Source organism: Achromobacter sp. FW305-C-13 (genome assembly GCF_058783475.1).
Window position 1 is genome coordinate 2,479,087 of the sequence record NZ_JBYSYN010000001.1, and the last position, 20,869, is coordinate 2,499,955.

19 protein-coding genes are annotated in these 20,869 nt (G+C 64.4%); 12 read left to right on the forward strand and 7 right to left on the reverse strand.

The window, feature by feature from the left end:
* Position 1: 1 nt before the first annotated feature.
* The 4 genes from gshB to rfbD form a co-directional block, all read right to left on the reverse strand.
* Positions 2-973, reverse strand: a complete 972-nt coding sequence (gene gshB / locus AC3WMU_RS11210; RefSeq protein ID WP_006226964.1) for a glutathione synthase — start codon at positions 971-973, stop codon at positions 2-4.
* Between the two features lie 157 nt (positions 974-1,130).
* Positions 1,131-1,685, reverse strand: a complete 555-nt coding sequence (infC, locus tag AC3WMU_RS11215) for a translation initiation factor IF-3 (protein ID WP_081534364.1) — start codon at positions 1,683-1,685, stop codon at positions 1,131-1,133.
* Between the two features lie 20 nt (positions 1,686-1,705).
* Entirely contained in the window at positions 1,706-3,658 is a 1,953-nt protein-coding gene (gene thrS, locus AC3WMU_RS11220) for a threonine--tRNA ligase (protein WP_006226966.1), read from the reverse strand.
* A 338-nt stretch (positions 3,659-3,996) separates the two neighbouring features.
* Entirely contained in the window at positions 3,997-4,905 is a 909-nt protein-coding gene (gene rfbD / locus AC3WMU_RS11225) for a dTDP-4-dehydrorhamnose reductase (protein WP_280027921.1), read from the reverse strand.
* 187 nt (positions 4,906-5,092) lie between these two features.
* On the opposite strand from rfbD, the gene AC3WMU_RS11230 reads away from it, so the two are divergent.
* Positions 5,093-5,839, forward strand: a complete 747-nt coding sequence (locus tag AC3WMU_RS11230) for a response regulator (RefSeq protein ID WP_280027923.1) — start codon at positions 5,093-5,095, stop codon at positions 5,837-5,839.
* A gap of 30 nt (positions 5,840-5,869) precedes the next feature.
* Here AC3WMU_RS11230 and hemN read toward each other — a convergent pair whose 3' ends face one another.
* Positions 5,870-7,300: an oxygen-independent coproporphyrinogen III oxidase gene (gene hemN, locus AC3WMU_RS11235; protein ID WP_280027924.1), complete on the reverse strand. Its 1,431-nt coding sequence runs from the start codon at positions 7,298-7,300 to the stop codon at positions 5,870-5,872.
* Positions 7,301-7,426: 126 nt separating this feature from the next.
* Between hemN and AC3WMU_RS11240 the strand changes: the two genes are divergently transcribed.
* Entirely contained in the window at positions 7,427-7,693 is a 267-nt protein-coding gene (locus tag AC3WMU_RS11240; protein WP_088590386.1) for a hypothetical protein, read from the forward strand.
* A 10-nt stretch (positions 7,694-7,703) separates the two neighbouring features.
* On the opposite strand, the gene AC3WMU_RS11245 is transcribed toward AC3WMU_RS11240, so the two are convergent.
* Positions 7,704-9,146, reverse strand: coding sequence for a glycosyltransferase family 39 protein (locus AC3WMU_RS11245; protein WP_492282334.1), 1,443 nt, complete (start codon positions 9,144-9,146; stop codon positions 7,704-7,706).
* A gap of 343 nt (positions 9,147-9,489) precedes the next feature.
* Between AC3WMU_RS11245 and AC3WMU_RS11250 the strand changes: the two genes are divergently transcribed.
* The 9 genes from AC3WMU_RS11250 (at position 9,490) to AC3WMU_RS11290 (ending at position 19,128) form a co-directional block, all read left to right on the forward strand.
* Positions 9,490-10,233 (forward strand): FadR/GntR family transcriptional regulator, encoded by a 744-nt coding sequence (locus AC3WMU_RS11250; protein WP_006226972.1) that lies wholly within the window; start codon positions 9,490-9,492, stop codon positions 10,231-10,233.
* Positions 10,230-11,474, forward strand: a complete 1,245-nt coding sequence (locus AC3WMU_RS11255; protein WP_424626384.1) for a Zn-dependent hydrolase — start codon at positions 10,230-10,232, stop codon at positions 11,472-11,474. The genes AC3WMU_RS11250 and AC3WMU_RS11255 overlap by 4 nt, the downstream gene beginning before the upstream one ends.
* A 187-nt stretch (positions 11,475-11,661) precedes the next feature.
* Positions 11,662-13,236, forward strand: a complete 1,575-nt coding sequence (locus tag AC3WMU_RS11260; protein ID WP_006226974.1) for an ABC transporter substrate-binding protein — start codon at positions 11,662-11,664, stop codon at positions 13,234-13,236.
* Between the two features lie 101 nt (positions 13,237-13,337).
* Entirely contained in the window at positions 13,338-14,345 is a 1,008-nt protein-coding gene (locus AC3WMU_RS11265; protein WP_006226975.1) for an ABC transporter permease, read from the forward strand.
* Positions 14,342-15,181, forward strand: a complete 840-nt coding sequence (locus tag AC3WMU_RS11270; RefSeq protein WP_006226976.1) for an ABC transporter permease — start codon at positions 14,342-14,344, stop codon at positions 15,179-15,181. The genes AC3WMU_RS11265 and AC3WMU_RS11270 overlap by 4 nt, the downstream gene beginning before the upstream one ends.
* A gap of 9 nt (positions 15,182-15,190) precedes the next feature.
* Complete coding sequence (locus AC3WMU_RS11275; protein WP_006226977.1) at positions 15,191-16,822, forward strand: ABC transporter ATP-binding protein; 1,632 nt, start codon at positions 15,191-15,193, stop codon at positions 16,820-16,822.
* 36 nt (positions 16,823-16,858) lie between these two features.
* Positions 16,859-17,149 (forward strand): cupin domain-containing protein, encoded by a 291-nt coding sequence (locus AC3WMU_RS11280; RefSeq protein ID WP_167390146.1) that lies wholly within the window; start codon positions 16,859-16,861, stop codon positions 17,147-17,149.
* Between the two features lie 19 nt (positions 17,150-17,168).
* Positions 17,169-18,233, forward strand: coding sequence for a histone deacetylase family protein (locus tag AC3WMU_RS11285; protein ID WP_424626387.1), 1,065 nt, complete (start codon positions 17,169-17,171; stop codon positions 18,231-18,233).
* Between the two features lies 1 nt (position 18,234).
* Positions 18,235-19,128 carry a DMT family transporter gene (locus tag AC3WMU_RS11290; protein ID WP_492282335.1) on the forward strand — a complete coding sequence of 298 codons (894 nt, stop codon included), beginning with the start codon at positions 18,235-18,237 and terminating at the stop codon, positions 19,126-19,128.
* Between the two features lie 8 nt (positions 19,129-19,136).
* Here the strand turns inward: AC3WMU_RS11290 and gntR are convergent, their stop codons facing one another.
* Positions 19,137-20,162, reverse strand: a complete 1,026-nt coding sequence (gene gntR, locus AC3WMU_RS11295) for an HTH-type transcriptional regulator GntR (protein WP_492282336.1) — start codon at positions 20,160-20,162, stop codon at positions 19,137-19,139.
* 131 nt (positions 20,163-20,293) lie between these two features.
* Between gntR and AC3WMU_RS11300 the strand changes: the two genes are divergently transcribed.
* Positions 20,294-20,836, forward strand: a complete 543-nt coding sequence (locus AC3WMU_RS11300; RefSeq protein WP_492282337.1) for a TRAP transporter small permease — start codon at positions 20,294-20,296, stop codon at positions 20,834-20,836.
* Positions 20,837-20,869: the final 33 nt, after the last annotated feature.

Genomic DNA, 20,869 nt, shown 5'->3' on the forward strand with positions numbered 1-20,869 from the left:
ATCAGGCCGCCACGGCAGTGGTCGCCACGGCTTTTTCAAGCGCCTGGACGAACATGCCTGCGACATCGAAGCCGGTCTGTTCGGCAATCTCTACGAAACAGGTGGGGCTGGTGACGTTGACTTCGGTGACGTAGTCGCCAATGACGTCCAGGCCGACCAGCAGCAGGCCGCGGGCGGCCAGCTTGGGGGCCACGGCTTCGGCGATTTCGCGGTCGCGCGCGGACAATTCCTGCGCGACACCGCGGCCGCCTGCGGCCAGGTTGCCGCGCGTTTCGCCGGCCAGCGGGATGCGGGCCAGCGAGTACGGCACCGGTTCGCCGCCAATCAGCAGGATGCGCTTGTCGCCCTTGACGATGTCGGGGATGTAACGCTGGGCCATGATGGTGCGCGCGCCGTTGTCGGTCAGCGTTTCCAGGATGGCGTTCAGGTTGGGATCCTTGGGCTGCAGGCGGAATACGCCCGTGCCGCCCATGCCGTCCAGCGGCTTGACGATCACGTCGTGATGCGTGTCGTGGAATGCCTTCAGGCGAGCCATGTTGCGGGTCACCAGCGTGGGCGCGGTGAACTCGCTGATCTCGGTGATGGCCAGCTTTTCGGGATGGTTACGGATGGCCGCGCCGCTGTTGAACACGCGGGCGCCTTGCGCCTCGGCATATTCGAGCAGGTGCGTGGAATACACGTATTCCATGTCGAAAGGCGGGTCTTTGCGCATGACGACTGCCCCGAAGTCCGCCAACGGCAGATCCTGGGCGGCGGATTCCGTCCACCAGTCATGGCCGTGCAGGTCGGCGTCGGCCACCAGCGCGATCGGCGTGGTGACGGCCTTGACGATGCCCGCCTCGATGTAAAGGTCGCCCTGCATGGCCACGCTAAGCGTATGGCCGCGCGCCACCAAGGCACGCATCATGGCGACAGAACTGTCCTTGTACGCCTTTAGCAGCGGCAAGGGATCCAAAACGAACAAAACATGCATCGCGACACCCCGAACGTACGCCGCCTTCCCTAGTGGGAAGGCGGCTTTATGACATCGTAGCGCAGAGCCGCCCAATAAGCGAACCCGCCGGTCACAGGACGGACGGCGGGTCGGAAGCGGAGCGGCCTAGCCCTCTAGAGAAGGCTGCGGCTGGAACTCAGGCGGCCGATTCAGGCTTGCCCGCAGCGGGCACTGCCTTCTTCTTGGGCGCCAGCACCATGACCATCTGACGGCCTTCGAGCTTCGGCATGGCTTCGACCTGGGCAAGTTCCAGCAGATCGTCGCGCACACGTTCAAGCACCCGCATACCGAGTTCCTGGTGAGCCATTTCGCGGCCCCGGAAACGCAGCGTCACCTTGGCCTTGTCGCCCTCTTCGAGGAAGCGGCGCAGGTTGCGCAGCTTGACCTGGTAGTCGCCCTCGTCGGTGGCCGGACGGAATTTGACTTCCTTGACCTGAATGACCTTCTGCTTGGAACGAGCTTCGGCTTGGCGCTTCTGCTCTTGGTACTTGAACTTACCGTAGTCCATCAAACGGCAGACCGGCGGCTCGGCGTTCGGCGCGATTTCCACCAGATCCACGTCGCTTTGCTCGGAAAGACGGAACGCGTCGGCGATCTTGACGATGCCCAGCTGTTCTCCTTCCAGACCTATCAGGCGCACCTCGGGGACGCGGATTTCACCGTTGATGCGATTGGCTTTTTCAGTGGCGATGTTGAAAGCTCCTAGAAATGTTAAGCAGCACTGCTATCAGGTTGATTGACGTCGCGACGGGTGGACACATCCTCGGTCAAGCGCGCGACGAACTCGTCGTATGCGATTGCGCCAAGGTCCAGTCCGCCCAGACCGCGTACGGCTACGGTGCCGTTTTGCTTCTCCTTGTCGCCGACGACAAGAATGTACGGCACCTTTTGCAGGCTGTGCTCCCGAATTTTACGAGTGATTTTTTCACCACGCAAATCGGACTCTACTCTAAAGCCTTGTTTTTTCAGGCTTTGTGTGATTTCAGCCGCATAATCGGCCGAAGGTTCGGAAATGCAGCATACGACAGCCTGCACCGGAGCCAGCCAGGGAGGCATCGCGCCGGCATGATTTTCGATCAGCATGCCGATAAAACGCTCGAGCGAACCCAGGATGGCACGGTGCAGCATGACCGGCGGACGGCGCTGGTCGTTCTGGTCCACGTACTCGGCGCCCAGGCGCACAGGCATGGAGAAGTCGACCTGGATCGTACCGCATTGCCAGTGACGGCCAATGGCGTCCTTCAGGGTGTATTCCACCTTCGGGCCGTAAAACGCACCTTCTCCGGGGGAAATCTCGAATTCGCAGCCGGTGCGGCGCAGGCTTTCCATCAGCGCCTGTTCGGCCGTATCCCAGACTTCGTCCGAGCCGATGCGCTTTTCAGGACGCGTAGCGACCTTATACAGCACTTCGGTAAAGCCGAAGTCGCGATAGACCTTCTGCAGCAGGGCCGTGAAGTCGGCGCACTCGTCCTGGAGCTGTTCTTCGGTACAGAAAATGTGGCCGTCGTCCTGCGTGAAGCCGCGCACGCGCATCATGCCGTGCAGCGAACCCGAGGGTTCGTTGCGGTGGCACTGGCCGAATTCGCCATAACGCAGCGGCAGTTCGCGGTAGGAATGCAGGCCGGAATTGAAGATCTGCACGTGGCCCGGGCAGTTCATCGGCTTCAGGCCGTAAACGCGGTTTTCGGACTCGGTCGTGAACATGTTTTCACGATAGTTGTCCCAGTGGCCCGTCTTCTTCCACAACGACAGGTCCAGGATCTGCGGTGCCTTGACTTCCTGGTAGCCGTTGTTGTTGTAGACGGCGCGCATGTATTGCTCGACCTGCTGCCACAGGGCCCAGCCCTTGGGGTGCCAGAAGATCAGGCCAGGCGCTTCGTCCTGGAAGTGGAACAGGTCGAGTTCGCGGCCGATCTTGCGGTGGTCGCGGCGTTCGGCCTCTTCCAGCATATGCAGGTAGGCTTCCTGGTCTTCCTTGGTCGCCCAGGCGGTGCCGTAGATGCGCTGGAGCATCTCGTTCTTGCTGTCGCCGCGCCAGTAGGCGCCGGCCACCTTCATCAGCTTGAAGACCTTCAGCTTGCCGGTGGAGGGCACGTGGGGGCCCCGGCACAGGTCAATGAAATCGCCTTCGCGGTACAGGCTAAGCGGCTCGTTCGAAGGAATCGAAGCGATGATCTCGGCCTTGTACGTTTCGCCAATGCCCTTGAAGAATTCGACGGCGTCGTCGCGCGACCATTCTTCGCGCGTCACGACTTCGTCCTTCTTGGCCAGTTCGGCCATCTTCTTTTCGATGGCGGCCAGGTCTTCAGGCGTGAACGGGCGCTTGTACGAGAAATCGTAGTAGAAGCCGTTGTCGATCACGGGGCCGATGGTGACTTGGGCGTCGGGGAACAGGGACTTGACGGCATAGGCCAGCAAGTGGGCCGTGGAGTGGCGGATCAAGTCCAGGCCGTCGGCGTCCTTCGCGGTCACAATCGCCAGGCGCGCATCGCCTTCGATGCGGAAGCTGGTGTCGACCAGCTTGGATTCCGCGCCTTCAACCGTCACGCGGCCGCCCAAGGCGGCCTTGGCCAAGCCCGTACCGATCGATTGCGCCACTTCGGCAACCGTTACCGGCCCCGGAAATTGGCGCTGCGAACCATCGGGCAATGTGATCTGTACCATCGGGAGTGCTTCCTGGGGTTCTGGGAACTAAAAATTCGAAAATCGGAAACGAAAAACGCGGCCTGAGAGCCGCGTTCTAGTGGTTGTCTTGCTGAGTCCTACCGCTGACCTGACACGGTGAAACCCGACGCACGAAAAACTAACGCGGCATAGGGCGAAAGTTCCGGGTCGTAGTTCGTGCCAGCGGGAAAAACATGGTTCTAAGCCTGTGGTACGCGCCCGAGGCGGCGCGGAGCAAGTGTTGCGCAATCGGAATAACGGATCAATTGCGTTTATCGTTGCCGATTGTAGCACCATTTGCGCCCTTTCCGTAGCGTAAGCGAGACAAATCGGCACGTTCACGCCAGGTTGCGGCTGCCCGCCATGGCTGCCAACGCGTGCCGGACGCCCTCTTGCCACGGCGGCGCGTGGATCCCGAATTGTTGCGTCAGCAGACGGGTATCCAGGCAAGAATTCAACGGCCTGCGCGGCGTGGACGGGGACTGGCTGGACGGGACCGGCTGGATATCGGCCGGCACCAGCGTGACGGGCAGCCCTGCCATCCGGGCTTGCTCGGCCACGTAGCAGGCGTATTCGTGCCAGGTGACCTGACCTGCGGCCGCCAAATGGTACAGCCCGAACGGGAACCCCGCCTCCCCGCCCAGGTAGCGCGCCACCGCCAGCGCCGTCACGTCAGCAATGAACGCGGCGCCTGTCGGCGCGCCGCGCTGGTCGCTGACGACACGCAACGGCTCAGGCTGGCGCAGCGCCATCAGCATGGACTTCAGAAAGCTGTTGCCGAACACGCCATAGATCCATGACGTACGGAACACCAGATGTTCGGCGTTCATGGCCTGGACGGCGCGCTCACCCGCCAGCTTGCTGCGGCCATAGGCATTCAGCGGCGCCGGCACGTCGGTTTCGACGTAGGGATCTTGCTTCTCGCCGTCGAACACGTAATCAGAGGAGTAGTGGACGATAAGCGCGCCCCGGCTTGCGGCCAGGGCGGCAAGCTCGCCCGCCGCTTCAGCGTTGATCCGCATGGCGCGCACCACGTCCTCTTCGGCACGTTCGACCGAGGTCAGGGCGGCGGCATTGACGATAACGTCAGGCTTTTCACGGCGCACCACTCGCGCCAGCTGCAGGGGATAAGTCAAGTCGCACTCGCTCCGGCCCACCGCCGCCACATTGCCCAGGGGCGCAAGGCTGCGCCGGAGTTCAAAACCCAACTGGCCGTCCCGACCTAAAACCAGAATCTTCTTGGGCATGCGTACGCTCTTTGTCAGGCCAAGGGTGCAACAGTCTGATTTTGGCGCGTTTCCCATCCGAACAACCGTAGGGAAACGTAATCTGCCTTCGCAAATTTCAGACAACCCGCGACGCGTGCATAGGATTTCGCCCAGAACCGGATGAAACCACCACCGGCGTTCCCTTTTACCGGCCTATGGGGCATCGATGAAACCTGTTTCAACGCCTGGAACCGTGGCGTCATTCTTTTCAGCCCCCGCGCGCGGCGGCGACGCCGATGATCGCCCTCCGGGCGCACGCCGGCATCTGCTGCTGTCGCGTCCTCCCCCCTCCATCCGGGTCGCCGTGCTGGATGACCACCCGGTCGTGACGCTGGGCGTTGCCGCCCACCTGGAAAGCCGGCCGGGATTCCGGGTCGTGCATCGGGAAACGTCGGCGCGCGCCCTGTTGGAAAAATTGAGCCATGCGCCCTGTGACGTCGCCCTGATCGATTTCTATCTACCCCAGGAGCCCTGGGACGGCGTCAACTACCTGAGGCGCCTGCGCCGCTATCACCCTAACCTGGCGATCATCACGTTTTCAGCTGGAAACCTTCACGAAACCCAATATGCCGCGTTCCGCGCGGGCGCCAATGGCTACCTGGCCAAGCAGTGGGGCATGGCTTTCCTGGCGGACATGATCCGCGGCGTGCTGAACGGCAGGGATCCCTTCCTGACGGTGGTGGAAGGCAAGGTCCGCCCCCTTCAGCCTACGCACCCGCATGCGCTGCTGACCACGTCCGAGGTCGAGATCCTGCGCCATATCAGCCAAGGGCTGTCGGTGACGCAGATCGCGGTCCGGCTCATGCGCAGCAAAAAGACGGTCAGCACGCACAAGCGCCGCGCCATGCGTAAGCTGCGACTGGCAGACGACCTGTCGCTGGCGCTGTACCTGCGCGAGAAGTTCGCCGAATGACCCCGAAGCTGCGCCCCCCCCCTACCTTGGTCAGATGATCCGGGAATAGCTGGCGCTGGTCGTGACGCTGCGCAAATAGCCGTCGAAAGCCATGGCGACCGCGCGCACGAAATACCAACCCAGGCCGGTCACCTGGACCTCGCTGGAACGCAGATTCACCAGGCCCAATTCGGCCAGATTGGCCATTTGCAGCAGTTCGCGGCTGAAGTAGTCGCCAAAGCGCAAGCCATGGCGCGCTTCGATCCGCGCGAAATCCACGCGGCCCTGGCACATGATGTCCATGATGACCTCGCGCCGGACCAGGTCGTCGGCATTGAGTGCCAGCCCCCGCTCGACCGCGAAATCGCCGGATTCAATGGCGGCGTAGTACTCGTCAAGCACTTTGGCGTTTTGGCTATAGGTATTGCCGATGCGGCCGATGGCCGATACGCCCAGCGCCACCAGATCGCGGTCGGGCTGCGTGCTGTAGCCCTGAAAATTCCGGTGCAGTTCGCCCCGCTGCTTGGCAATCGCCAGCGCGTCCGTGTTCAGCGCGAAATGATCCATGCCGATGTACGTGTAGCCCTGCTGCAAAAAGCCGTCGATGGCCGAGCTGAGCAGGCCGACGCGCGTGGCGCGGTCGGGCAGATCGGCTTCATTGATACGGCGCTGCGGCTTGAAGCGTTCCGGCAGATGCGCATAAGCGTACAGCGCAATACGGTCGGGCCGCAGCGTCACCACTTGCGAGATCGTGCGCGCGAACGATTCGGTGGTCTGCAAGGGCAGCCCGTAGATCAGGTCCACATTAACCGAGTCGTAGCCCAGGGCTCTGGCGCTTTGCATCAGCGCCCGCACGTCCTCGAAAGACTGCACGCGGTGCACCGCCACCTGCACCCTTTGGTCGAAATCCTGCACCCCGAAACTCAGCCGGTTAAAGCCCAGCTGGCGCAGATGGGCCAAACGCGCCGGCGTGGCCGTGCGCGGATCGACTTCGATGGAAATCTCGGCGTCTGCTTCAAACCGGAAGCCCGCGCGCAGGTCCTGCATCAGCCGGGTGAGTTCGTCGTCGGACAGGAAGGTTGGCGTGCCACCACCAAAATGCAATTGAGACACCGGAACGCCCGCGCCCAGTTCCTGGACATGCAACGCGATGTCTTGCGCCAGCGCATCCAGATAGCGGGCGGCGCGTTCGTGATGACGCGTCACCACCTTGTTACAGGCGCAGTAGTAACAGACCGAGTCGCAGAACGGGATATGGACGTACAACGACAGGGGCTCGTCCGGGCTGGAGACGCGCCGCTGCTGCAGCGCCTGCCGGTAGTCCTGCTTGCCGAATCCGGCGTGATAGCGATCAGCCGTGGGGTAAGAGGTGTATCGCGGCCCATTCTTGTCCAGCCTTGCCAGCAACTGGGGCGGGAAAAAGGGCTCGGCGGCGGCTGGAGCCGGCGGTTCTGAAACGAGTGGGCGTAGGGCGGCTTGCATACCCTGGATTATTCGCCTGTGGCGCCCCACCCACCTTGATCTTGCGCAAACCCCGCTGCCGGTGCAGGCGCAGGCGGTCTGGCCCTTAAAATGCGTCATTCACGATGCAGAACAAGGACACACCTCATGGGCACTGAACTGGAAGGCCGCTTGCTGGCCATGCGCCAGGCGTTGGCGATTGCCATCGCCCTTTCCACCCGCAGCAGCCCCCAGGCGACCGACATGGCGCTGGAACTGCTGGACGACCTGAAAGCCAACCTGGATAAGACGCCGTCTGACAGCCCGTTCGAAAAGCCGGAATGGGTCGTGGGTGCGCACGACGAACTGGACGGCATTGCCCGCCTGGTGCGCGCCTTCACGCAAACGCCAGAACCCGACGCCGACCCGCAGTAGCGGCCTGCCCCTACGCGCCGCAGGCCGCTGCCGGTGGCAGCACCCGCCAGTACAGGCCGGGAAAATCGACGCCAACGGGATCAAAGCCCTCGGGGCGCGTGTTCAGGCTCAGCTCCAGTGCGCCGCATGCAGCCGCCAGCCCGGCTGGTACCCAGGGGCTGTGGCGCGCCTGCCCGTCGATCAGCACCAGCGGCTGTTCGGGCAAGCGCAACGCCAGCGCGCCGGCTTCGGCCGGCGGCCCCGATATCACCCGTACCGGTCCGCCCAAGGCAAGCGTCGCCCGTTTGTGCAGGGTCTGGGCCAGCGCCTGGGAATCGAAGTACCGCCAATCGGCCGGCCGCCGCGCCAGTCCCGCCCCCAAGGGCGAGGTCAGTTCCATCCGCGCCATCAGCGCCAACTGGATCAGCACGAAGGCCACCAAGGCTTCCCGCGGCCTGACACACCGCCACCCTGCGCGACCCCGCAGCAGTTCCATCACTGCCGGCACCGCAAACAGCAGATACGGCGTTCCCCAATGCAGCTGGATGTGGGAACCAGTGGCCAGTGTCATTACACTGACGAAGACGAGCGGCGTGAAGCCGAACGCCAGCAACAGTGCGCGGCCGGGGTCCCGCGCTACCGGGGCGGAAGCCGGGCCAGGCGCCGCGGCGTCGGCGGCCAACATTGACCGCCTGCGCCGCGCCAGCATCCAGAACACCCAAAGCAGCACCCACGCGGGCATGGCCCGGTTGAGCATCTGATCGCCCCACCACCGCGCCACCTCTTGCGCGCGGGCCGGCCAGGACAGGCTGGCCGCCAGCGACGAGGTCATGGCATAGCCCAAGGATTCGAAATCGTTTGCCGCCAACCAGATCAGATGGGGCGAAAACACGGCTAAGGCCGTCAACCCGGCCACCTGCAGGCCGAACACCTGCATCGGATCGCGCCAGCCCCGTTGGCTTAGCCAGAAGACCAGTACAGCCACGCCCGCCACCACGATCTGGTATTTGGCCAAAGCGCCCAGTCCCAGGCAGACGCCCAACACGATCCACCAGCCGATGCGGCGCGTGGCGTAGGCCTTCCAGCAAGCCACCGCGCAGCCCACCGCCAACGGGATCAGCACGATCTCGTGGTTATAGAAGTACAGCCGTCCGTTGTAGAAGGTGACGCACAGACCGGCCAGCAAGGCAATCATCGCATAGGCGCGGCCACGCAGTTCGCGCAGCAGGCACCAGAGCAAGGCAAAGGCCCCCAAGGTGCACAGCGCCCCCGCAAAATACGTCGCCCACGCCGACCACCCCAGCACGCGGACAAATGGCCACAGCAACCACGTCGGCAACGGCGGGTGCTTGTAGTAACCCCATTCCAGGCTGCGCACCCATGTCAATTGCTCGATGTTGTCGGTCGGCGGCGCCAGCGCTCCCCGGTCAAGCAGCGGCAGCCACAACAAGGCGAACACCAGCAGTCCCGCCACTATCCCCCACCGCTCCATCCGGGCCGACCGCACTGCACGCATCCCCACCCGCATCTCCCCCGCCACCTTCTGGTGGACCACCTTGGCTCGCCCGGCATTGGGCGGGGGAATTATGGATTTGCGCGACGCGGCAAGGCCGGGAGTTTTGTTCGCCAATTGTTCGAAAACTGTAAAGCGGCGCCGGCCGCCAACGAGCGCTCTAACTGGCCTGACCACTTGATAGGAAGACGCGTATTCCCTCTGATCGTTTTCCCTGAATATTCAAGATTTCCCTTCTATTTCAATAACGACATGCCTATATTGGTGGCCTGACCACCAGGCCATTTTGATCGCCAAATCCGTCATGAGTTCGTTCCAGGCCGTCGCCGCTACCCGTCTGTACCGCATGATCGCCGACCAGATCGCCGGCCGCATCCGGGCGGGCGATTTCCCCCGCGGCGCGCGCCTGCCGTCCGAACGCGAATTGGCGGAACAATTGCAAGTCAGCCGGGCGTCGATCCGCGAAGCCTTGATCGCGCTGGAGATCGAGGGCTATGTCGAAGTGCGGGTCGGGTCGGGGGTGTTCGTCACCATCGCCCCCGACGGAGCCGGGTTCCCGCCGCCCGGCGGCCCGTCCCCTGCCGGCACCGCCGATCGCGACGACATCGGCCCCTTCGACCTGCTTGAAGCCCGCATGCTGATCGAACCGGATTGCGCTGCGCTAGCCGCCCACCAGGCCACGCCCGCCCAGATCGCCGCCATCCGCGACGCGCATGCGGACATGTCCCTGACCGACTCCCCCGGCCGCCACGACCGCGAATTCCACAGCGCCATCGCCGCGGCATGCGGCAATGCGGCGCTGGCTTCCGCAGTGGCCCATCTATGGAACCTGAGCCAGGCCAGTCCGGTGTACAGCCGCATGCAGGACTACTTCGTCACCACGCAGGCCTGGGCCGCTGCCCATACCGAACATCAACGCATCCTCAACGCCATCGTGGCACGGGATCCGATCCGCGCGCGCCACGCCATGCACACGCACCTGCTGGGCATCCTGGCGCGCCTGCGCGAAGACTTCGATTCATTCACCGACCTTCGAGGCAATCCATGACATCGTCTTCCCTTTCCATCAACGGCAAGCGGCTGTGGCAATCATTGATGGATCTGGCGCAGATCGGCGCCACGCCCAAGGGCGGCAACTGCCGCCTGGCATTGACCGCCCTGGATGGCCAGGGCCGCGACCTGGTGACGGGATGGATGCGCGACGCGGGCCTCAGCGTGCGAGTGGACCAAGTGGGCAACATCTTCGCGCGCCGGGCCGGGCGCAACAACGATCTTGCGCCTGTCATGACGGGCAGCCATATCGACACGCAGCCCACGGGCGGCAAGTTCGACGGCTGTTACGGGGTGCTGGCCGGCCTTGAAGTCATGCGCACCTTGAACGATGCTGGCATCGACACCGAAGCGCCGCTGGAATTGGCCATCTGGACCAACGAGGAAGGCTCGCGCTTCGTGCCCGTCATGATGGGTTCGGGCGTATTCGCGGGCAAGTTCCCGCTGGAAACAGCGCTGTCGGCCCGCGATGCGCAAGGAATTGCCGTGCGCGACGAATTGCAGGCCATCGGCTACGCGGGCGCCGATCCCGTTGGCGGACGGCCGGTCGACGCGTACTTCGAAGCGCATATCGAGCAAGGCCCGATCCTGGAGCACGAAGAGAAAGTCGTCGGCGTGGTGACGGGCTCATTGGGCCTGCGCTGGTACGACATCACAGTGACGGGCATGGAAATGCATGCGGGGCCCACCCCGATGGCGATCCGCCGCGACGCCCTGTTCGCCGCCAGCTTCCTGGTGCAGGCCGTGATCAACATCGCGAACGCGCACCAGCCGCACGGACGCGGCACGGTCGGCGAAATCCACGCGCATCCGGGCTCGCGCAACGTCATCCCCGGCCAGGTCCGGTTCACGGCAGACCTGCGCCACGAAGACGAAGCGACGCTGACGCGCATGGACCAGGAATGGCGCCGTGTCTGCGACGACATCGCCGTGGCACATGGCGTGCAGGTCGACCTGAAGGACGTGCAGTACTTCCGCCCCACGCCCTTTGACCCCGACCTGGTGGACAAGGTGCGCCAGGGCGCTGCCCGTCGCAGCCTGCCCGCTATGAACATCGTGACGGGCGCGGGACACGACGCTGTCTACATGGCCGCGGTGGCACCCACGGCGATGATCTTCGTGCCCTGCAAGGACGGCATCAGCCACAACGAGATTGAAGACGCGCAGCCCGAACACCTGGAAGCCGGCTGCAACGTCCTGCTTGACGCCATGGTGGCGCGCGCCAACGCCGCGCGCTAGCACCGCCGATTTCGCCGCAATGGTGCGCGGCCGCCTTACCCAGCACCTGTATGAAGCATGGTTGTAGCGGCTTCACCCGTAGTACCCCTGAGAAATGCAGGTGGCACGAGGTTTGCTTGTTATTTGCCCGGCATCCGCCGCGCAACGGCGGTCACCTGTCAGTCCCTTTCCAGCCCGGAGGCTCGCAGTGAAATCGAAGAAATGGTTCTCCCTCAGCATCGGCGCATTGGTCCTTGCGGCCGCGCTGCCCGCCACGCAAGCCCTGGCCCAGACCAAGGGCGGTACCTTGAACATGATCGTTCAGCCGGAGCCGCCCGTGATCGTCACGGCCATCAACCAGCAGGGCCCCACGCAATTCGTCGCGGGCAAGATCTACGAAAGCCTGCTGACCTACTCCACCGACTTGAAGCCGCAGCCGGGCTTGGCCAAATCCTGGGAAGCCGCGGCCGACGGCCTGACCTACACCTTCCATCTGCAAGAGAACGTCAAGTGGCATGACGGCAAGCCGTTCACGTCTGAAGACGTCGTGTTCTCGCTGGCAGACATGCTGCCCAAGACGCATGCGCGCGCCCGCGTCATCCTGAACAAGTTCGTCGAGTCGGTTCAGGCGCCCGACGCGAAGACTGTCGTCGTCAAACTGAAGACGCCCTTCCCGGCGTTCATGCTGATGTTCGAACCCGGCTTTGCGCCGATGATGCCGAAGCACCTCTACGCCGGCACCGACTACATGACCAATCCGGCGAACCAGAAGCCGGTGGGCACGGGCCCCTTCATGTTCAAGGAATGGAAGCGCGGCGAATACATCAAGCTGACGCGCAACCCCGACTACTGGAAGCCGGGCATGCCGTACCTGGACGAACTGGTGTTCAACGTGATTCCCGATGCGGCCTCGCGCGCGGTGGCGTTCGAGCGCGGCAGCGTGGACGTACTGCGTGGCGGCGACGTGGACAACGTCGACATCAAGCGCCTGCGCGCCTTGCCCAAGGTGGAATACACCACGGCCGGCTGGGAGATGTTCTCGCCGCAGGCCTATTTGATCTTCAACATGCGCAAGCCGCCATTCGACAACCTGAAGGTTCGCCAGGCGGTCATGGCGGCGATGAACCGCAACATGGTCGTCAACAACATTTTCTTCGGCCTGGGCAAGGTGTCGACGAGCCCCTTCGTGACGACCGAAATGTTCTATGACAAGAACATGCCACCCATGCCGTTCGACATGAAGAAGGCGCGCGCGCTGATCAAGGAATCGGGCATCAAGCCGGAGGACTACACGATCCGCCAGCTGAGCTTCCCGTACGGATCCACGTGGGACCGGCTGGGCGAATACACCAAGCAGGCGCTGGAGCAATTGGGCTTCAAGGTCAATCTGGAATCGACGGACGCAGGCGGCTGGGCGAGTCGCACGGGCAACTGGGATTTCGACATGACGACGACCTTCACCTACCAGTACGGCGACCCCGCGCTGGGCGTGCAGCGCCTGTACATCACGTCGAACATCGTCAAGGGTTCGCCGTTCGCCAACGTGCAGGGCTACAGCAACCCCGAGACCGACAAGCAGTGGGAGGCCGCGGCCTCTGAAGTCGATCCGGCCAAGCGCCAGGAGCTCTACACCAAGCTGCAGACGACGCTGGTCAACGATGTGGCCAACGGCTTCCTGGTGGACATGGAATTCCCCACCCTGTATCGCGCCAACGTGAAGAACCTGGTCAAGACCGCCATCGGGCTTAACGAGTCGTTCGACGACGTGTACATCGAGAAGTAAGCGCAGCAAGACGCCGCCGCGGAACCCCCGCGGCGGCAGAGCCCGGCCGCGCGAAGGGCGTTGCCCAGGCAGCCCGCGCCCGTCCAGAGAGGACCCAGAGCATGAAATTCCTGTCTTTCCTTGTTTCCCGCATCGGCAAGGCCCTGGTGGTCGTGCTGGGCGTGGTGATCATCAATTTTTTCCTGATCCGCCTGGCGCCTGGCGATCCTGCCGCCGTGCTGGCCGGCCAGGCCGGCGCGGGCGACGCCGCCTATGTGGACCAGTTGCGCGTGGCCTTCGGTTTGGACAAGCCGATCCTGACGCAACTGATGCTGTACCTGAAGGGCGTGGTCCAGCTGGACCTGGGCTTTTCCTACCGCAACCACGTGCCTGTTCTGGACCTGATCGTGGAGCGCCTGCCGGCGACTTTCCTGCTGATGTCCTGCGCCTTCGTATTCTCCATTGTGCTGGGCGTGTTCCTGGGCGTGGTCGCCGCCAAGGCCCGCTATCGCAACAAGCGCCGCTGGATCGACAGCTCGGTCATGACCGGCGCGCTGTTGCTGTACGCCACGCCGCTGTTCTGGTTGTCGCTGATGGGCATCCTGCTGTTTTCGGTCGTGCTGGGCTGGTTGCCCGCCTTCGGCATGGAAACCGTAGGTTCCGGGCTGACCGGCCTGGCGCGCGCGGCGGACATCGCCCAGCACCTGGTCCTGCCCACGATCACCCTGGGCTGCTTCTTCATGGCCGTGTATGTGCGCCTGACGCGCGCGTCGATGCTGGAAGTCATCGGGATGGATTTCGTGAAGACGGCGCGCGCCAAGGGTGTCAGCCCAAGCCGCGTGATCCGCACCCATGTGCTGCGCAACGCGCTGCTGCCCGTCATCACCTTCGCCGGCATCCAGCTGGGCCAGATGGCCGGTGGCGCGGTGCTGACCGAAACCGTGTTCGCCTGGCCCGGCATCGGCCGCCTGATGTTCGATGCCCTGCTGCAACGCGACTACCAGCTGCTGCTGGGCATTTTTCTCGTCACTTCCATCATGGTGGTGGTGTTCAACCTGCTGACCGACGTGCTGTACCGCCTGATCGACCCCCGCATCGGCGCCGGTGCGCAGCAAGGAGCCGCCGCATGAAGTCATTCGCCCAACGGTACATGCGCAACTACGGCGCGGTGGCCGGCCTGATCATCATGCTGATCGTGGTCGTCGTGGCGCTGGCCGCCCCCCTGCTGTACGAGGAATCCCCCTGGATGATGGTGGCGGACCCGCTGATCCCCCCCTTCACCAATGCCGACTATCCATTCGGCACCGACATGCTGGGCCGCGACATCACGGCCGGCCTGGTCTGGGGCGCCCGGGTGTCGCTGATGGTGGGCCTGCTGTCGACGGCCGTGGCCCTGCTCTTCGGGATTCTGGTGGGGTCAGTCGCTGGTTACTGCGGCGGCCGCGTCGATGATGCGCTGATGCGTTTCACCGAATTCTTCCAGACCATTCCGCAACTGGCGATGGCGGTGGTGCTGGTGGCCATCCTGAGCCCGTCTGTCTATTCCATCATGGGTGCGATCGCCATCGTGTCTTGGCCCCCGGCCGCACGCCTGGTGCGGTCGGAATTCATGACGCTGAAGCAGCGCGAGTTCGTGCAGGCGGCTATCGTCATCGGCCAGACGCCCGCGCGCATCGTCAGCACGCAGATCCTGCCCAACGCCATGTCGCCCATCATCGTGTCGGCGTCGTTCATGGTGGCGACCGCCATCCTGACGGAGTCGTCGCTGTCCTTCCTGGGGCTGGGCGACCGCAACCTGATGAGCTGGGGCTTCATGATCGGCGCCGCGCGCACGATGATCCGCGAAGCGTGGTGGATGAGCGTCTGGCCCGGCGTGGCGATCCTGCTGACCGTGCTGGCCATCAACCTGATCGGCGAAGGCTTGAACGACGCCCTCAACCCGCAGCTGCGCAAGCGCGGCGAATAGGAGGCCGACATGACCGAAGCCACGCCCCTGTTGTCCATCCAGAACCTCAGCATCGCCCTACCCCGCGGCGGCGACCGTCCGTTTGCCGTCCAGGACGTCTCCTACGACATCCGAGCCGGCGAGATCCTGTGTATCGTCGGGGAGTCCGGTTCGGGCAAGTCCATGAGCGCCAACGCCATCATGGGTCTCTTGCCTGACTACCTGACGCCGCAGCAAGGCCGCATCCTGTTCCGCGGCAAAGACCTGCTGCAGCAAGACGAAGCCACCCTGCAGGCCATGCGCGGCAAAGACATGGCGATGATCTTCCAGGAGCCCCTGTCGGCCCTGAACCCACTGATGACCGTGGGCGACCAGATCAGCGAAGTCATGCGCGTGCACAACGCCTACCCGGGCGCCGAACGCTTGAAGCGCACGCTGGAGCTGCTGGCCTTCGTGGGCTTGCCGGATCCAGCCACGCTTTATCACGTCTATCCGTTCCGCCTGTCCGGCGGCCAGCGGCAACGCGTGATGATCGCGATGGCGTTGGCGCTGGAGCCGGCGCTGCTGATCGCCGACGAGCCAACGACCGCGCTGGACGTCACCACCCAGGCGCAGATCCTGGCGCTGATCGCCCGCATCCAGAAGGAAAAAGGCATGGGCGTGATGTTCGTCACGCATGACTTCGGCGTGGTGGCCGAAATCGCCCACCGCGTCGCCGTCATGGAAAAAGGCGTGCTGGTGGAACAGGGCCCCGCCGACGACGTGCTGAACCGCCCACGCCACCCCTACACCCAACGCCTGATCGCGGCCGTGCCGCACCGGCGCGGCGAAGAACGCGTTGCCACCGCGGACGACAAACCCGTGCTGGAAGTGAAGGACCTGAAGAAGACCTACGTGATCGGCCATGGCTGGCTGGGTGGCAAGCGCGAAGTGCACGCGGTGGATGGCGTGAGCTTTGCCGTGCGCCGCGGCGAGACGCTCGGTATCGTGGGCGAATCCGGATCGGGCAAATCCACCATCGGCAAATGCCTGCTGAAGCTGGTGGGCATCAACGGCGGCCAGCTGATCTTCAACGGGCAAGACATTGCCACGATGTCGGAGTCGCGCTTCAGGCCCATGCGCCACGACATCCAGATGATCTTCCAGGACCCGTTCGCATCGCTCAACCCCCGCCATACGGTCGGGCGCATCATCAGCGACGGGCCTGTCGCCAACGGCGTGCCTCGGGCGCAAGCCGAAGCCCGCGTGCGCGAACTGCTGTCGCTGGTGGGATTGGACCCGTCCGCGTTCGACCGCTATCCCAACCAGTTCTCGGGCGGCCAGCGGCAGCGCATCGGCATTGCCCGCGCGCTGGCGCTTGAACCCAAGGTGCTGGTGGCCGATGAATCCGTATCGGCGCTGGACGTGTCCGTGCAGGCCCAGGTGCTGCAACTGCTGCACGATCTGCAGCAACGCCTGAAGATCGCGCTGGTGTTCATCACCCACGATCTGCGCGTCGCGGCCCAGATCTGCAATTCCGTGCTGGTCATGCACCGCGGCAAGGTGGTGGAGTACGGCTCGCCCGCTCAGATCTTCGACAATCCGCAACACGCCTACACGCGGCAATTGATCGCCGCCGTGCCCGGCCAGCACTGGGACCCGACCCAGGCGACAATGGCCTGATTCCCCGAACCGATGACAACACCAGGAGATACCACCGTGCAACGCCCCGCCGCCGTCCCCACCGTGCAGATCGACAACGACATGGTCACCGTCACCGAATGGCGCTTTCCGCCGGGCGGGGAAACCGGCTGGCACCGGCACGGCATGAACTACGTGGTGGTGCCGCAAACCACCGGCCCGCTGTTGCTGGACACGCCAGACGGCCAGATCACCAGCCAGCTCACGACCGGCATCGCCTACTATCGCCCCGTTGGCGTCGAGCACAACGTCATCAACCCCAGTGACACCGAATTCGTTTTCGTCGAGATCGAAATCAAGCAGGCTTGACGCGTCAGCGAGGACCATCATGAAGGCGTTTTTTTCGGAAGAGCAATTGCTGCACACCCCGCAGCAGTTCATGCGGTTGGGCCGCCTGAGCGCGCCCACCGACCTGCCGTCGCGGGCTGAAAGCCTGCAAGGCGCGCTGGCGTCCCGCGGAATCAAGGTCGAAGCACCTGCCGACTACGGCCGCAAGCCGTTGGAAAGCATTCACAGCGCCGACTACCTGAACTACCTGGAAACGGCCTATGCCCGCTGGCAGTCGCTCAAGGCGCCCGGCGTGGACCCGGGCCCGGAAGTCCTGCCCAACCTGTCGCCGTACTACAACGGCCGCATTGAACAGGCGGGCCGCGGCCCCTGCCCGTCGCCATCCATCGTGGCGCAGACGGGCTACTACCTGAGCGACCTGTCCTGCCCCATCGGCCCCCAGACCTGGCGGTCGGCGCTGCGGTCCACCCACAGCGCGGTCGCCGCCGCCGATCACGTGGCCAGCACCGGCGGCATGGCCTATGCCCTGTGCCGCCCCTCGGGCCATCATGCGCACCGCGACCGCGCCGGCGGCTTCTGCTACCTGAACAGCAGCGCCGCCGCGGCCAGCCGGCTGTTGCAGACCTGGTCCAAAGTGGCCGTGCTGGATGTGGACGCGCACCACGGCGACGGCACCCAGAACATCTTCTATCACCGGTCGGATGTGATGACCGTATCGTTGCATGCGGACCCCAGCGCCTACTACCCGTTCTACACGGGCTATGCGGAAGAGCGCGGGCAAGGCCAGGGAGAAGGCTACAACTTGAACCTGCCGTTGCCGCACGGTTCAGGCAACGATCCCTTCCTGGCCGCGCTGGATACGGCATTGACGGCGTTGCGCGGCTACGCGCCCGAAGCGCTGGTGCTGGCCTTGGGCTTCGACACGTATAAAGACGACCCCATCAGCGTGCTGAAGCTGGACATCGACGCCTACCGCGACATCGGCGCGCGCGTCGCCAGCCTGGGTGTGCCCACCGTGGTCGTGCAGGAAGGCGGCTACATGGTGCAGGCGATCGGCCCGGCGTTGGACGCCTTCCTTCAAGGCATGGGACACGCCGCCCCCTGACATGTCCTCCATCCCCACCGCCGTCCTGCCCGCCTCTTCCTCCGCCCGCAACGCCGGCATCCTGTTGTTCTTCGCCGCGCTGGTGGCGTTCGCCACCTTCGACGCCGGATCCAAGCATATGCTGGAGCGCTACCCCGCGCCCTTCCTGAATGTGATGCGATATCTGGCGGTGATCTTCCTGGCGATGGCGATGCTTTTCCGGCACGGCCGCGGCATGCGCCTGCGCGATGCGCCGGAAAAGCCCTTGCTGGTGCTGCGCGGCGTGATGCTGGCGACCGTGGCCTCGTGCTTCATGACTGCGCTGATCTGGATGCCGCTGTCCGAAGCCACGGCCATCTACTTCACGTCGCCATTGATCATGGTGGCGCTGTCGCCCTGGCTGCTTGGCGAACGCGTGCGTCCCGTGCAGTGGGCAGCGGTGGCGGCCGGGTTCGCGGGCATGTTGCTGATCGTGCGGCCCGGTTCGGACTTGCCGCTGCTGGGTACCGTGCTGATGGCGGTGTCCGCCGTCAGCTATGCCATCTTCCAGGTGCTGACGCGCAAGCTGTCGGGCAAGGTCTCCGGTCCGGTGCAATACGCGTACACCGCGATTATCTGCCTGGTTGTCACGGCATTACCCGCCCCATTCTTCCTGCCCGACCCGTGGCCGGACCTGACCGATGCGGTGCTGATCATCGCCCTGGGCGCATGCAGCGGCCTGGCGCAGATCCTGCTGATCGCCGCGTTCCAACGCGTGTCGGCCGCCACGCTGGCCCCGCTGAACTACTTCCAATTGCTGCTGGCGGTGCTGTTCAGCACCTTCTGGTTCCAGCGCCCGCCAGACAGCCTGGCCCTGGCGGGCATGGCGCTCATCATGGCCGCCGGCGTCTTCCTGGCCATGCGCCGCGCGGCGTGAACACGGACTTAGCTGGTTTCCCGCTGCACCAACGTAAAGCCCAGGTCCACATGGCGCTCGGCGACCTCGTCGCCCGCCAGATGCCGCATCAGCAGGCCTGCGGCCGCCGCGCCGATCTCGTAGCGCGGCGTGGCGATCGTTGACAGGGGCGGCGTCGTCCAGGCCGTGCCGGCCAGATCGTGGAAGCCGATGATGGCCATCTGGGCGGGCACGCTCACACCCAGGCGCCCGCACTGGAATACCGCGCCCTGCGCCAGGTCGTCATTGCAGAAAAAGACCGCGTCGCAATCGGGATGGCGCGCACGCAGGTCTTGCAGCAGCGACGCCCCCAGGCTGATCGACGACTTCTCGGGCGTCATGATTTCCAGCGCCGGATCATGGCAGCCCGCATCCCGCAGTGCCTGCCGCGCGCCTTCGCAACGCCGCAGCGACCGCGGGTCCAGCTGCGCGCCGACGATGCCGACACGGCGGTGGCCGCGTTCCAGCAGATGGCGCACCGCCGCGTACCCGGAATCGAACTGCGAAAAGCCGACGCTCATGTCTTCGCCGGCCGGTAGGGTTTCGATCGTGTGCACCGTCGGGATCTCCTGCGCGCGCAGCAGGTCCCACACGCCGGGATTGTGGTCGATGCCAGTCAGGATCAGCCCGTCCGGCGAATGCTGCAGGTACTTCTGCAGCAGCGCCTCCTCTTCGTCGGGCGAGTATCCCGTCACGCCGATCAGCATGTGATAGCCGTGGCGGTCCAGCACGTCCTTGATCCCCGTAATGATGTCCACGAACACCACGTTGCTCAGCGACGGGATCAGCGCCACGATAGTTTGCGAACGCGCCGACGCCAGTGCGCTGGCGGCGTGGTTGGGCACGTAGCCCAATTCCTGGCAAACCCGGGCGATGCGAAGGCGCAGCGCTTCCGCAACCTTGTCCGGCGTGCGCAACGCGCGCGACACGGTAATGGCGCTGACGCCCACGCGGCGGGCGACATCCTGCATGGTGACGCGGCCGGCGCGGGTGCTTCGGGGTTTACGGACGGACATTGGCCCTCGCGGTGGAGTCGGAAGCGCGTAGTCTGACGCAAAAAACAGGGGGTTGCCAAACCGAAAATGTTAGCGCTAACATCACCGAAAGCATAATCCAGAAAATTCCGGGAAACGGATAGGAGACAACAATGCGAGCTAGCCCTTCGGGCCGGCCGGGCGGCACGCCTCTGGCCCGCGCCGCCGACTGGTGTTTCGCCTTGCAGACCTGGCTGATGGTGGCCTGTCTGGTCGTCATGGTCGTACTGCTATTCGGCAATGTGGCACTGCGCTACCTGTTCAATTCCGGCATCAACGCCTCCGACGAAGTCGCCCGCCTGGCGTTCGTCTGGATGATCTTCCTGGGCTCGGTGATCGCGCTGCGCGAGCGCCAGCACATCGGCGTGACCATGCTGGTGGAACGCTTCGGGCCGGCCGCGCGCCGCGTATCCCACGTGTTCTGCCAACTGCTGGTCCTGTGGGTGCTTTGGCTGATGGCGGAAGGCAGCTGGGTGCAGACCGTCATCGGCATGGACACCGTGCTGCCCGTCACGGGCATGCGCCTGGCGGTATTCAACTCGGCGGCGCTGTACGCGGCGGCGGTCATGGGCATCCTGACGGTGATCGACCTGGTCCGGGTGCTGGCCGGGGGCCCCTTGCCGGCGGAATCCAGCCCTGAAGACCCGTTGGTCTGACGCCAAGCCTCCGCTGGCCTGACACCGCGCGCC